We start from the raw sequence: 14,779 nt of genomic DNA, 5'->3' as shown, positions 1-14,779 counted from the left end.
TACTCTCCTTATTTAAAAGAAAGAATGCTGTTATATCCAAGATAAGAATTGATATTAAATTCTTTTGGTAACATAAGCACAAAAATAACCACTTTAGAGAATCCCCTCTAAGGTGGTTATTTATATTATTAAAACTTTCCAATCTTCAGATTATTGCATGGCAGATACCCATCACCGCCAAAGCACGAGGCAAAGTCATTTTAGATATACCTGTATCTTTGTATATCTTATATTTGCTTATTTTATTTTTGTCTAGATATTTTTACAATACGTTCATTTTCCGATAATTCCTTTTTTGTTCTACTTTACTTTTTAGTTTATTAGTTTTCCATGTAGAAAAAACCGTAATAATGCAAAGTAAAACAAAAATAATAGCACATACAATTGTAACCTTTGTTAACATGATAATTCTCTCCAATTCTGTATAATGAAGTTACCAAAGAAGTGTCTGTGAAAAAACTAGACACATATTTTTTACCTAATTTATGTACACAACGCAAAAAGAACGTGATTTTCAGCTTTCAAGTTTCAATTAGTTAGTGTGTAATAATTTGTATTCTACTAAATTAACATAATTTTATTGATGATTAGCAATCTTAGTTTTAGCAAGTATGAATGTCATGATCGCTGCAACAATACAATACGCAAGCGAATTCCAACCTAAATGGCTTAAATCAGTATATTTCAACACAATTCCAGCCGTCATTGAAGATAGGGCTATTCCAACGTTATAAAAAACCGCATTTAAAGTAGAGGCTAAATTTATTGCAGTGGGATATTTCTCAGTTGCTAAATCTAAAAAATAAACTTGTGTAGGTGACCCAGAGAGCGCAATAAAATAAGCCAAAGCCAAAATTAAAATCAAGCCAGTCCATTGGTTCTGCATCATCAATCTAAAACTAAGCAGTAAAAACATATCTAAAATATAAATGAAGCGCAATGTTTTAAATCCATTCTTAGATGCTAATCTGCCTGAAGTTTGGTTAGCAAAAATGTCAATTACACCAATAATTAGCAATATCAAACTTAACTGACTGGCAGTAAAATCTAAAGTTTGCCTAATTAAAGGTCTAACATAGGTATAATATCCATATAAACTTGCAGATGAACAAGCAATAAAAATAATGCCATACCAAATTTCCTTATCAGTAAAAAGCACTAATTGATTTTTAAAGTGTGATTTTTCACCAGGTAAATTTCTTGGTAACAAGATAACTGTTATCAATCCAGCCACAGCTGTTATTACAGCTACCATAATAAATGAATCTTGCCAGCGCCAATGGTCTGCTATAATTGTTCCAATCGGAATTCCAATAACTGAAGCCAGGCTAAAACCAGTATAAATCCAAGCCACCGCCAGAGAACGTTGCTTAATGTCTGTTGTCAGCTGATAAATAATCACAGAAAGAATAGACTCAATTAATCCAGCAACTGCAGCAGTAATAATTCTTGAAAGCAATAAAATACTTAAGTTGGGCGATAGCGCACTCATTACTGTTCCAATTAAAAAGATAAATAACAGACTCAATAATAAATAAAACTTATTAAAGCGACTCGTAAAAATAGCCATAAATGGTGTAGCAAACGCATATGTCCAAGCAAAAACCGACACTAACCACGAAATTTGGCTTAAAGACTCATGATAAGAATCAGCTATTAGCGTCAGATTACCAACCACCATGAATTCATTACATCCCAGCATAAATGAAATTAAAACAAACATTGCCAGCACTACATGAAGGCGATGCTTACTTAATGTATGATTCAAAGATAACTCCTCCGATTTGATATTAAATTATTTAATTTTAAGTAGAAAAAAGAACCGAATCAACGATCCGGTTCTAAAAAACGTCAATTTATTAGAATTAACGGTGCTTTTCAGCAATTCTTGCTGACTTACCGTGACGTTCACGTAAGTAGTAAAGCTTAGCACGACGTACACGACCTTGGCGCTTAACTTCAACCTTAGCAACACGTGGGTCATTAACTGGGAAAGTACGTTCAACACCAATACCAGATGAAATCTTACGTACAGTGTAAGTTGCACTAATTCCAGCACCCTTACGCTTAATTACAACACCTTCAAAAATTTGAATACGTTCATGGCTACCTTCAACAACACGAACGTGAACACGAATAGTGTCACCAGGACGGAAGTCAGGTAAATCACTACGTAATTGATCTTTAGTTAATTCTTGAATTAATGGATTCATTATTTCTTCTCCTTCTACGGCATTCATTAACGTCCTGCGCCAGCGGAATACCCATAATAATGGCAAGTCGCCACGTGTAATAGTTTAACAAATCAGACTATCATTGTAAATAGTTATTCATTAAGTTCTGCTTTTATTTCATTGAGCATCTCCTGCTCTTGGATAGTCAATTCTCGTTTTTCAAGCATATCTGGTCGATGTAATAAAGTTGCTTTAAGTGCTTGTTTGTGTCGCCATTGCGCAATTTTTTGGTGGTTACCTGAAGTCAATACTTCAGGTACCTTCTTTCCTTCAAAATCTGCTGGTCGAGTATATTGCGGATACTCTAACAATCCATGAGAAAAGCTCTCCTCCACTGCAGAGGCACTATTACCTAAAATGCCTGGTAATAAGCGAACAGTAGCATCTATCATGCTCATAGTAGGTAATTCCCCACCAGTCAACACATAATCACCAATTGATACAGTTTCATCAGCCAGGTCATAAATCCGTTGATCAAAGCCTTCATAATGCCCGCAAATAAAAGTTAAATTCTCTTCTTTTGACCAGCTTTGAGCCATTTCTTCATTAAATGTTTTTCCTTGAGGTGCAGTAATTATTACTTTTCCCTTTTCTTTTAGAGAGTCGAGGGCCTTTTTTATTGGCATGATTTGTAAAACCATTCCTGCTCCACCGCCATAAGGGGTATCATCTACATGGTGGTGAACATCGGTGGTAAAATCACGAAAATTTACTAAATTTAATTTCCACTTACCATCTTCTAATCCTCGCCCTAGCATTGATACTTGTAAGGGGGTAAACATATCTGGAAATAGTGTTAAAACATTAATTTTCATTATCTTAATCCCTCAAGCAAAATAACTTCAATCCTATTATTGGCTAAATCAATTTTATTTACTACTGAGGTAATATTTGGAATCCAAAAGCTCTTCCCCTTGTTTGGCTTAATCTCCCAAATATCATTTGCACCAGGAGTTTCAATAGCATTTAAGATACCAAGTTTTTCACCACTATCATGGTCATAAACTGGGCAGCCAATAATATCTTTAAAATAGTAGCTTCCTTCAGGCAAGTCTTGACGATCTTCATCTGCTACATAAAGTTCATGCTGACAAATTTTTTCTGCAGAATCAATATCAAGAATCCCTTCAAAGAATACTAAATAAAATTGCTTTTGCCTTCTTGCAGACTCAACGGTCAACTCTTTCATGTCACCGTTTAGTTCTACAAATAACCTGCTTCCTTCAGAAAAACGTTCCTCAGGAAAGTCAGTTGTAACATTAACCTTAACTTCACCCTTTAAGCCATGGGTGGTTAGAATTTTCCCTACTTCAAAATATTCGTTCATAAAATAGCTTTCTAAAAATGCAGTAACAAAAAAGTTTGGGAAATTGCTCCCAAACTCTTAATTCATCAGTAATTATTTACTGTATTTTGCGTCGTGGTATTTCTTCATTAAACCAGCTTTTGAAAGCAAGCTTCTTACAGTATCAGATGGTTGTGCACCCTTTTGAAGCCAATCGAAGACTCTGTCTTCTTCAAGCTTAACTTCTGCTTCAGGCTTAGTAAGTGGGTTGTAGTAACCAACTTCTTCGATGAAGCGACCATCACGTGGCATACGTGAATCAGCTACAACGATACGATAAAAAGGTTTTCTCTTTGAGCCCATACGGCGCATACGAATTTTAACAGACATTAATAAATTCCTCCTAAATTTCTTGACTTAAATAATATATCACATCATTTAAGGAGTGTAAAGTATTTTTACTTAACACCTTTATTTTTTATGAATGGAATCGTTTCAGCTTCTTGAGACGTTTCTTCTTATTCTTCTTAAATTTTTTCCCCATTGAACGCATTGCACGTCGTGCCATTGGTGAATCCATTCCGGGTAGATTTTCTAGTCCCTTCATATTTCCAGAAGTCATCTTCTGCATCATTTCTTTAGATTGCTTGAATTGTTTAATCATTCTATTAACTTGAACGATTGGCATCCCTGAACCTGCAGCTATTCTACGACGACGTGACGGATTCAAAATATCTGGATTCTCACGCTCTTCTGGCGTCATTGAATAAACAATTGCCTTAATATGATCAATTTCATTATCGGGAATTTGGATATTTTTTAAGGCCGGATTATTTGCCATTCCCGGAATCATTTTGATCAATTGGTCAATAGGACCTAGCTTTTGAACTTGTTCCATCTGGTCAACAAAGTCATTGAAGTCGAAGGTGTTCTCACGCATCTTCTCAGCCATCTTTTCGGCTTCTTTAGTATCGTAATCTTGTTGAGCTTTTTCAATTAAAGTCAACATGTCGCCCATACCTAAGATTCTGGACGCCATACGGTCTGGATAGAAGCTATCTAAGTCAGTTAACTTCTCACCTTGTCCAGTGAAGATAATTGGCAGTCCAGTCACCGCACGAATTGAAAGCGCCGCACCACCACGAGTATCACCATCAAGCTTAGTTAAAATAATACCCGTTAAATCAAGATCAGCATTAAAGCCTTCGGCAACCTTAGTAGCTGCTTGTCCAGTCATTGCGTCAACTACCAGCAAGGTATTGTCAGGGTGAGCTACTTCAGTTACTCGTTTCAACTCGTCCATCAATTGCTCGTCAATTTCTAGTCGACCGGCTGTATCAATTAAGACATAGTCATTTTTATTTTTATCCGCTTCTTGCAAGCCGTGCTTAACGATCTCAGCAACATCTTTATTATCTAATTCACTATAAACAGGTACATTTAGATTGTCACCGATTTGCTTTAATTGGTCAATAGCAGCAGGCCGATAAATATCACCCGCAATTAAGAGAGGCCGTGCCTTGTCTTTTTTCATCAGATAATTAGCAAGCTTACCTACAGTAGTAGTCTTACCAGTACCTTGCAGACCTACCATCATAATAATTGTTGGAATATGTGGGGACTTATTTAAAGAAACAGACTCTTCCCCCATCATCTTAGTCAATTCTTCATCAACTATTTTGATGATTTGTTGACCCGGGTTTAAACTTTCTTGGACTTCTTTGCCTAAAGCGTCTTTTTTGATCTGCTTAATAAAGTCTTTTACAACTTTAAAATTAACGTCAGCTTCTAAAAGCGCTAATCTGATCTCACGACTAGCCTTATTAATGTCTTCTTCGGAAATTTTTCCCTTGCCAGTTAAGCTACGTAACGCTTTTTGAAGTCGTTCACTTAAATTTTCAAAAGCCATTATTCCATTTCTCCTAATTTTTTCAATAGTTCTCCTACTTCATCATGAGCCTCATCTAATTGACGATGATCAATTGCCCAAGCTAAATCCCAAGCAAGATTACTTAAATCTTGATAATCTTTTTGCATATGCAGTTTTTGCTCATATTTTTCAAGTGCGCGACTTGATCGCTTTAAATTATCATAAACTGCTTGCCTAGTGACATGATGGTTATCAGCAATTTCTCCTAAAGAAAGATCATTATAATAATAATCCTCAAAATATTGGCGCTGTCCTTTAGTTAAAAGCGGCCCATAATACGCATACAAGTCACCTAATTTTTCACTTTTTACTAATTCATCCATATAACTCACCAATAATCAGTATATCAAAATTGTTAAAAAATAAAACAGCTACCTTGAGCTGCTTTATTTCGATTTTTAATTAAAGATTAGCATCCATATTAAAAGTCAACTTAGAAAGATTAATAGCGTCAGTAAACATTTGTCCCATTAATTTTTCGCTGTCTTCTTTAGTATGTGCTACAGTCTTTTGGTTTTCTTGTGTTAAGTAATTGGTCAAATCTTCTCCACTTAAGCCCTTAGCACCAGCTATAATTTCTTCAACACGACCGCGATAATATCTATTTAATTCAGTCAAGTAAGTGGTATCTAATTGAACGAATTGTGGATAGTGGCTTTCTACTAAAACAGCAAGTGACTTGTAATACCACCATGCATCATTTCTATTATAAGTCATAGAAGTATTGTTAAATGAAGGATCAGTTTCATTCATATTAGTAAAGAATGGAATATATGGTGTAAATGTTGGACCACCAATACATAACCACATAATTGCAGCCATCTCAGCTGGAACATCACTTCTAATTTGTAAAATATGTGAATTCTGAGTTCTGTTCAAGCCGATTGGACGATAGCGATGCTTCTCTTCCTCTGTCCCCTTACCAAATGGATCAAATGGTGTATCTTGATAATGTGATCCTAAAGCAAATTCAATATCTTCCTTAGCAATCTTCTTGCTTGCCTTACGGATAAATGGAATATCCGGATCTTCTGGATCTTGTTCAATTTCAGGGTTAAATAATTTTTGAATATACCATTGACGACTTGTATTATAGTGACGATCTTGTTCAGTAAAAGTACCAAAAATATGACGGAAGTTCCAACCTTCATGGTCAGGATTCAAATGATGCTCTTCAACGAATTCTTGAATACCTTCGCTCCACATAAAATTATCAGGATCATCAAAGTTAACTTGCTGGATTGCTACACGATTACCAGTAGTGGCATAGCAATCGTCAGGAATGCGTTGAGCTAACCAGTGGTGACCGGTAACAATTTCCATATACCATACTTCATCTTTATCACTGAATAAAACAGAATTACCTGCTGGTGAACCATATTTAGCAATCAAGCTACCTAAACGGCGTACACCATCGCGAGCAGAATCAATATATGGTAAGACAACTGTTTGCATACAATCTTCATCAAGACCATCTTCTACTAGTGGATCAAATGCCAAAGTTCTTTCGTTACCATATGTTGACTCGGTACAAGACATGGCAACATTCTTTTCATTGATACCACTCTCATCATAATAACCGCGATGCTTATAATCAACATTAGGAACTGCTGGTACACGTTGAGCATCTTCAGGTAAGTCCATTTCAAACTTGTTTAGCCAAGATTTAATTTTTCTACCTTTTTCGCCGTGTGCAGCTGGTTCAATAATAAATTTTTGTGGTGTAATTGGTCTAAAAGTATCATCATTACGTGCAATCATAGTTGAGCCGTCAATAGAAGCTTTTTTACCAACTAGGATGGATGTACAAGCACTATACTCTTTCATAAAAAATTCCTCGTTTTCTTAATAAAAATTACATAACTTTATTTTAAATCAAACCTTGGAAAAGACCAATTGCAAATTTTTCCGAATCAAAATCTGCTAGATCATCTACCTTTTCACCTAGACCAACTAGTTTAACTGGCAAGTCCATTTCATTTCTAATCGCTAAAACAACCCCACCTTTAGATGAGCCGTCAAGCTTAGTTAAAATTAATCCCGTCAACTTAGTTGTCTTATCGAAGTCCTTAGCTTGCAACAAGGCGTTTTGACCAGTTGAGCCATCTAAGACTAAAAGTACTTCATTTGGCTGATCTGGTAAGATCTTTTTAATAGTTCTTTCAATCTTGTCTAGCTCATTCATCAAGTTAACTTTATTTTGCAAGCGACCAGCAGTATCAACTAAGACATAATCTACTCCTTCTTGCTTGGCCTTGCTTACACCATCAAAGACAACGGAAGCGGGATCTGCCTTCTCCTTACCAGTAATTACGCTAACTTCATCTCGTCTACCCCACTCTACTAGTTGCTCAACCGCACCAGCTCTGAATGTATCAGCAGCCACCATAATTACCGACTTACCTGAATCTTTTAAGCGTTTAGCTAACTTGCCAATAGTAGTAGTCTTACCAGCACCATTGACACCAACAAACAAGTACACATTAGGCTTAGCATCAGGATCGTAAGCTAGACTTGTATCCTTACCGGTACCACCTTTATCGTAAATGTCAACTAGTTTCTCAACAATGACTTGTTTTAACTCGTCGTGACTTTTAGCGTTTTGAAGTTTAGCTTCATCACGTAGAGAATCAGTTAGTTCTTCAGCGGTTTCAAAGCCAACATCAGATTCAATTAATAAATCTTCCAAGTCATCAAAGAAGTCTTCATCAACACTTCTAAACTTAGCAAAAAATGCATTTAGCTTAGCTCCAAAAGAGCTATTAGTCTTTTTTAGACCCCGGTCATACTTTTCTTGTTCAGTTTCAGTTTCTTGCAGATGTGAATCACTTGTCTCAGAATTAGAATCTTCATCATTATTCTCATCTATATCTACTTCCTGAGGTTGCTCTTCAACTTGGACTTCAGATTCAGTTTCAAATGTTTCAGGAACATCTTGTGTATCTTCTGATTCAACTGACTTCTTGTCCTCTTCATTACTTACTTCTTTTTTATCAGTTGCTACTTGCTCAGTAGATTTTTCCGCTTCTTCAGATATTTCATCATTGGTTACTTTAGTTTCAGGAGCTGATAATTGCTCTTCATCGTCTTTTTTACCAAAAAGAGACTTTTTAATTCGATCAAATAATCCCACTAATCATTCACTTCTTTCCTTAATTCTTTCAATGATACAGATAATACTTGTGAAACACCAGATTCCTGCATCACTACTCCATATAAGTTATCGACATTCTGCATAGTACCACGACGGTGTGTAATTACAATAAATTGTGTAGCAAATTCATAACGATTTAAAAATTTGGCAAATCTAACTACATTAGCCTCATCCAAGGCTGCCTCTACTTCGTCTAAAATACAAAATGGTACTGGATTAACCTGCAACATAGCAAATAGCAAGGTAATCGCTGTTAAAGCTCTTTCTCCGCCAGAAAGTAATGATAAGTTTTGGAGTTTTTTACCAGGTGGCTGGGCTACAATCTTGACGCCTGTTTCCAGTAAATTATCCGGTTCAGTTAAAACTAATTTAGCATGACCTCCACCAAACATAATTGGAAAGATTTCACTAAAACTCTTGGCGATCTTATTAAATGTACTGCCAAAACGACCTTCTACTTCAGTATCAAGCTTTAACATAGACTTTTGAATATCTTCTCGAGCCTTTAGCAAGTCATTTTGTTGATTATTCAAAAAGTCATAACGTTGTTTAACTTCATCATACTCTTCAATCGCTTTTAAGTTTACGGGGCCAATATCTTCAATCGACATCTTATGCAAATGAACTGCCTTTTTAAGACTGGCTAAGCTGTCGTTATCATGCTTGCCATTAGTTAAGCTGAGTGCTGCTTCATAAGTTAAAGAATAATCTTCACTTAGTTGAGTTAGATTATGATTAATCTTTTCAGAAAGCTGGGCTTTTTTGACGGAATAGTCTTCTTGCTGCTGGGCGGCTCCTTTTCTTAAGTCATAGTTACGTGAAGCGATTGATTCGAAGTTATTAATCTGGGCATCTAATTTACCCAATTCTTCATTGATATCAGATAATTCTGCTTGACGCTTAGACTTATTGGCTTCTAGTCGAGCAATCTTGGACTTCAGAGTTGACTTATCCTGGTTACCAGTACTATCAGTATTTATATTATTTATCTTAGTAGTTAAGTTATTAATCTGATCTTGAGTTAATTGCAGTTGCTGTTGAGTTTGATTCTTTTGATTGGAACTATTTTCTAGTTTGTTTTTGGCAACTGCAATCTTGGCCTTTAAGTCACTGACTTGTCCCTTAACCTTGTTATAGGCAATATCTAAGTTAGACAAGTCTTGCTTAATTTGATCCATTTTAGACTTTTGCTTTGTTGCTTTAGTGGCTAATTCTTGCTTTTTAGACTTCTGCTCAACCAGTTTTTGCTTTAAAGCTTCTAGTTCATTAGCCTTCTGCTTCTTAGTTAATAATTGACGCTGGTGGAGGTCCTCAAGGCGTCTAACTTCGCGTTCTTGACTTCGATAGCTCATAGTTAATTCACTAATCTTACTTGAAATAGTCTGCAAACTAGCTTGTAACTTGGCTTGCCGATCTTGCTGGTCAGCAAGTTTTTTGGTCCATGCTTCGTAGTCCTTCTTATTATCTGCTAGACTTAATTTTTCTTCTTTGATTGCAGCATTTAACTTATTAATTTCAGTATTCGTTGCTAAAGGAGAATTTGTCCGCTGATTACGCGCGCCACCTGTCATTGAACCACCAGGATTGATAACATCCCCATCAAGTGTCACAATCCGATAAAACTTCCCCATCTTACTTTGGACTTGAAGAGCCGTATCCATGTTATCAACAACAATTACACTTCCAAGCAAGTAATTAATCGCATTACTTATGTCTACTTTAGACTTAGTTGTAATCAATTGATTAGCCACACCTAAAAAGCCTTCGATTGATTTTAAGGTGTTAATGGTCGACTCTGGGATTGGATTATAGCGTAACCCATCTAATGGTAGGAAGGTCGCACGACCACCACCACTTTGCTTTAATTTATAAATTGCATTCCTAGCACTAGTTCGGTCAATTGCTACTAAATCTTGTACTCCTGCTCCTAATGCAGTAGTCATTGCCGCTTGATACTTACTTGAAAAGCTAATTAATTCACCGATTACACCAATAATCCCACTGAAGTCAGCTGCATGATTTAAAACATACTTAACACCATAGTAGTAACCCTCATGTCGCTCTTTTAAGCGATTTAAACCTTCAACTTGTGCTGTCTGGCGATTCAATAGTGTAATTAAGTTATTAATCGTCTGCTTAATTCGATTAGCCGCAGTCTGGCTGTTTTCTAATTCGTCAGTTAACTTGCTTAATTTATTATTTAGGATTTCACGCTTATCTTCTAAGTCGCTACCATCTCTCTTCAAGTCCTTTAGCTGTTTAGTCGATCGATTTAATTCATCTTCTAGTTGTAACTCATCAGCATTAGAACTGTTTTTTAATTTTGTGATTTCATTTTGAGTATAAACGATCTCATTGTTAATACTAGTTTGATCTTGAAGGGTTTGGATATAGTCGCTTCGGGTCTGCTCCAAGGCATGGTTAAGCTGATCAGGATCTTCTTGCAAGCGTTCATTAAGAGAATGTAGCTCTGACTTTAATTTTTCAAGGGTAGTCTTAGTCTTCTCAAAATCAGAATTACTTTCTTTTAATTGCTGCTTTAATTCTTCCTCACGTCCTATAAGCTCTTGTTTTTGAGCTTGATATTCTTTCTTAGTTGCTGCATCGTATTTTGAAGTCTGTTCTTGCATTTGAATTTTAGTATTCAAAGCAGCCACTTCTTGTGTCAATTCCAAAACAGCCTTCTGCGCTTGATCCTTGCGGTTATGTAACAACTCTGATTGATTTCGTTTTTCTTCTAGGTTAGTTTGAGATTTTTTAACTTCATTATCTAACTTAGACAGGATACGACTATTCTTTTTAGCCTCTGTTTCTAAAGCTTCTTTTTGCTCGTTTAGTTGATAAATCTGAATAGCTAAAAGCTGCTTCATTTTTTTATCTAGTTGAGCCTTCTGAAACTTATATTGTTTAGCAAGAGAACTTTGCTGGGCAAGTGGTTCAACACGATCAGATAATTCTTTAACTAAGTCGTTAATTCGAATTAAATTGTCATTAGTCTTCTCCAGTTGCTTAAGTGCCGTTTGCTTTTGTTCTTTAAAGTGTAATACTCCAGCCGCTTCTTCAAAAATACTCCGGCGATCTTGGGGACGAGAATTAAGAATTTGATCTACCTTGCCTTGAGAAATAATCGCCAAACTATTCTGTGACATTCCTGCATCTACAAATAGACTTCGTAAATCACGTAGCCTTACTTGCTTATTATTAATAAAATACTGGCTGTCTCCATTACGCAAAATCTTGCGCGTAACAGCAACTTGATCACTATCCAAATTCAAATCATGCTTATGATTATCAAATATTAATGTAACTTCAGCATGATTCATTGGCGTACGAAATTGACTCCCAGCAAAGATTATGTCCTTCATATTCTCGCCGCGTAGTGACTTAGCTGAACTCTCTCCCATCACCCACCTAACTGCCTCGGTGATGTTACTCTTACCACTACCATTAGGACCAACTATTCCTGTTATTCCAGAGTCAAATTTGATAATTGTTTTATCGGCAAATGACTTAAAGCCGTTAATTATAAGTTCTTGTAAAGGCAAAATCTCACCTATTCTTATTTAATATTTTTTAATTCTTGGGATGCAGCTTGTTGTTCCGCTGTCTTCTTGTTTCTACCTTTGCCTGTTGTCTTGGCACTACCATTCACAAATAACTGAACCGTAAACATCGGCTTAGTTTCGTCTTGCTCAATTACTTCATACTTAATATCAACTGGTCCATTGACTTGCAAGCGTTCTTGCAGTTCCGTCTTATAATCACGTGAATCATCGAAGTCGCCTTCTGCAATCATTGGATAAACTGTCAAATGTAAAAAATGTTGCACAGCAGGCATTCCACTATCTAAGAATAATGCCCCATTAAAGGCCTCAAATACATCTTCAAGTAAGGTCTTACGACTGCGAGCACCAGATTTTTCTTCTCCTTTACCCAAATTAATTTGGTCAGGAAAACCACATTCAATTGCAAACTTAGAAAATCCTTCTGTCCTAACAACATTAGAACGTAAACGTGTTAATTCGCCTTCATGTAATTTAGGAAAATGGCGGTATAAATAATCTGATACTGCCAGCTCTAAGACAGCATCACCTAAAAATTCTAATTTTTCATAATTGGTTGTACCTGGATTTTCATTTGCATAAGAAGAATGTGTAAAAGCATTTTCTAAAAGTTGTTCATTATGAAAGCTAACTCCATATTTTTCTTTAAGATTCTTTTTAAAAGATTCTGTAACCATTTGTTCTCCTTTCTTTAACTTCTTAATTATACCTATTTTTATAGTTAGAAAAAAGCCGCCTAAGAGGGCAGCTTTCAAAAAAAGTATAAAATTTAAATTATTTTGCGTAACCAATGTAGAACCAGTTAGGAAAACCATTACCATTTGATTTAGATGGCTTAGTTGAGTAACCAGTTAACTTATTGTTTACAGCAACTACGGAGTAAGCATTAGTTGTTGGTACTACAAAGGCTTCATCCTTCATGTATTGTTGCCATTCGTGGAACTTCTTGACACGGTAATCAGTATTGAATGCCTTAGTAGAGTCCATTTCTTGTAACAATTCAGTATTCTTCTTAGTTACGAAGCGAGAGAAGTTAAATGGGGCTTTCTCACTGTATAGGTCATTTGGTGATGGTTCTGATGAAAGTGACCAAGCACCTAAGAACATATCAACGTCTTTAGAGTCATTTTCAACTTTATCATAGAATGAGTTAAATTCAATTAGACGACCACCAGTTAACTTAACATTCAAGCCTAACTTCTTCCATTGTTGGATGTAGTTTTGAATAATTGGTTCTTGAATAGATGAACCAGTCATTGCAGCTAAATGGATAGTTAATGGCTTACCATTAGGTTGTACACGCCACTTACCCTTCTTCTTGTAACCTGCATCGTCCAACAACTTGTTAGCCTTCTTTAAGTTTTGGGTATATGGCTTAATTGATGAGTCATAGTAATCACCGAATTGCTTAGGAATTAGAGTAGGTACTTGGAAGCTAAGACCATGAGTGTAACGCTTAGCAACAGGAGCAATATTCATACCATAAGCAATAGCCTGACGAAGAGCCTTGTTACTCATCTTAGCATTAGGATTCATAACGTTCTTGCCAGCCTTAGCATCCCACTTACCAACTTTAAAGCCTAAGTATCCATAAGACAAAGGAACACTAGCAACAAAATTAACGTTCTTAGCACTTTTAACGTTAGTCCATTGTGAATTAATAACACCAGCAATATCAAACTTATTAGACTTAATAGCTTGGGTAGCTGAGTTAGGAGTAATTACTGAGAAGGTAATCTTATCCAATTTAGGAGTACCACGCCAGTAATACTTGTTTGGTACAAAAGTTACTGATTGACCACGAACAACCTTACTTACCTTATATGGACCAAAGAAGATTGGGTTCTTTCTAATTTGATCTGAAGATTCAAGCTTCTTAAATGGAACATCCTTCAAGTAGTGGTATGGTGCAGCAGATTCCCAGAAGTAACCATTACCACTAAACTTCATACCTGGCTTCATTTCCTTGAAGTGAAGTACAACCTTACGTCCATTTTCACCATCTGGCATTTCAAACCCTGAAATAGTCTTAGCCTTGCCTTCATGGTATTCTTCGAAGCCAACTAAGTTAGCTAAGCTTGAAGTATAACGTTGAGACTTAGTATCCTTATTACCGATTATTTCATAAGAATATTCATAATCTTTGGCAGTTACTTGCTTACCATCAGACCATTTAACGCCCTTCTTAATTTCAATAGTTGCGGTCTTAGCTTTATTATCAAGTTTAATGGTTGCAGCGCCCTTATTATTAAATTGAAAATTATCATCCGTTCCAAATAGTGACTCATCTGCAGGAGCAGAAACTTCACTATCAGTTGCAGATGTAGACAGTTCGTCTGAAAAGATACCAGTAAACGGCGTATCAGTTTCAATAGCTCTAGTTACAGTGCCACCTTTTTTAGTTGCCTTTTCAGGAGTACTTGACTTAAGTTTGTTTACATCGGATGCAGAATTACTATTTGAACTGCTACTTCCACATGCGGCTAAAGTTAGCGCAACACCAGAAAGTAAAGTTAAACTTCCGAATAATTTAGCTTTTTTCATATTTATTTCCCCCATTATTGTTGGATCAAGTTGATGATTAAATATTATCATCATATTCTAATTTTATCA

Annotated in this window: 12 protein-coding genes; all 12 read right to left on the bottom strand. The window is 35.9% G+C overall.

Features of this window, described 5'->3' with window-relative positions; translation table 11 throughout:
- Window positions 1-577: 577 nt before the first annotated feature.
- Window positions 578-1,768, bottom strand: a complete 1,191-nt coding sequence (locus J2Z60_RS00640; protein WP_245328665.1) for an MFS transporter — start codon at window positions 1,766-1,768, stop codon at window positions 578-580.
- 97 nt (window positions 1,769-1,865) lie between these two features.
- The gene (gene rplS / locus J2Z60_RS00635) at window positions 1,866-2,213 is read right to left on the bottom strand and encodes a 50S ribosomal protein L19 (protein WP_209685334.1); all 348 of its coding nucleotides are present in this window, start codon (window positions 2,211-2,213) and stop codon (window positions 1,866-1,868) included.
- A gap of 113 nt (window positions 2,214-2,326) precedes the next feature.
- Window positions 2,327-3,049 carry a tRNA (guanosine(37)-N1)-methyltransferase TrmD gene (gene trmD / locus J2Z60_RS00630; protein WP_209685332.1) on the bottom strand — a complete coding sequence of 241 codons (723 nt, stop codon included), beginning with the start codon at window positions 3,047-3,049 and terminating at the stop codon, window positions 2,327-2,329.
- A complete protein-coding gene (rimM, locus tag J2Z60_RS00625) occupies window positions 3,049-3,561 on the bottom strand; it encodes a ribosome maturation factor RimM (RefSeq protein WP_209685329.1) in 513 nt (170 codons plus the stop codon). Before rimM ends, trmD begins: the two co-directional genes overlap by 1 nt.
- A 72-nt stretch (window positions 3,562-3,633) precedes the next feature.
- Complete coding sequence (gene rpsP / locus J2Z60_RS00620) at window positions 3,634-3,909, bottom strand: 30S ribosomal protein S16 (protein ID WP_209685327.1); 276 nt, start codon at window positions 3,907-3,909, stop codon at window positions 3,634-3,636.
- 88 nt (window positions 3,910-3,997) lie between these two features.
- The gene (gene ffh / locus J2Z60_RS00615) at window positions 3,998-5,428 is read right to left on the bottom strand and encodes a signal recognition particle protein (protein ID WP_209685325.1); all 1,431 of its coding nucleotides are present in this window, start codon (window positions 5,426-5,428) and stop codon (window positions 3,998-4,000) included.
- The gene (gene ylxM / locus J2Z60_RS00610; RefSeq protein ID WP_209685323.1) at window positions 5,428-5,772 is read right to left on the bottom strand and encodes a YlxM family DNA-binding protein; all 345 of its coding nucleotides are present in this window, start codon (window positions 5,770-5,772) and stop codon (window positions 5,428-5,430) included. The genes ffh and ylxM overlap by 1 nt, the downstream gene beginning before the upstream one ends.
- 79 nt (window positions 5,773-5,851) lie before the next feature.
- Window positions 5,852-7,276: a C69 family dipeptidase gene (locus J2Z60_RS00605; protein ID WP_209685321.1), complete on the bottom strand. Its 1,425-nt coding sequence runs from the start codon at window positions 7,274-7,276 to the stop codon at window positions 5,852-5,854.
- A 43-nt stretch (window positions 7,277-7,319) separates the two neighbouring features.
- Window positions 7,320-8,582 carry a signal recognition particle-docking protein FtsY gene (ftsY, locus tag J2Z60_RS00600; RefSeq protein ID WP_209685319.1) on the bottom strand — a complete coding sequence of 421 codons (1,263 nt, stop codon included), beginning with the start codon at window positions 8,580-8,582 and terminating at the stop codon, window positions 7,320-7,322.
- Window positions 8,582-12,148 (bottom strand): chromosome segregation protein SMC, encoded by a 3,567-nt coding sequence (smc, locus tag J2Z60_RS00595; RefSeq protein ID WP_209685316.1) that lies wholly within the window; start codon window positions 12,146-12,148, stop codon window positions 8,582-8,584. The genes ftsY and smc overlap by 1 nt, the downstream gene beginning before the upstream one ends.
- Before the next feature lie 14 nt (window positions 12,149-12,162).
- On the bottom strand, window positions 12,163-12,843 hold the full coding sequence (gene rnc, locus J2Z60_RS00590) for a ribonuclease III (protein ID WP_209685314.1): 681 nt from the start codon (window positions 12,841-12,843) through the stop codon (window positions 12,163-12,165).
- A 97-nt stretch (window positions 12,844-12,940) separates the two neighbouring features.
- On the bottom strand, window positions 12,941-14,710 hold the full coding sequence (locus J2Z60_RS00585; RefSeq protein ID WP_209685312.1) for an oligopeptide ABC transporter substrate-binding protein: 1,770 nt from the start codon (window positions 14,708-14,710) through the stop codon (window positions 12,941-12,943).
- Window positions 14,711-14,779 lie beyond the last annotated feature (69 nt).

Source organism: Lactobacillus colini (genome assembly GCF_017874575.1).
Lineage (GTDB): Bacteria > Bacillota > Bacilli > Lactobacillales > Lactobacillaceae > Lactobacillus > Lactobacillus colini.
The sequence above is the reverse complement of the archived record's forward strand: the minus strand, read 5'-3'. Positions and strand labels throughout refer to the sequence as shown.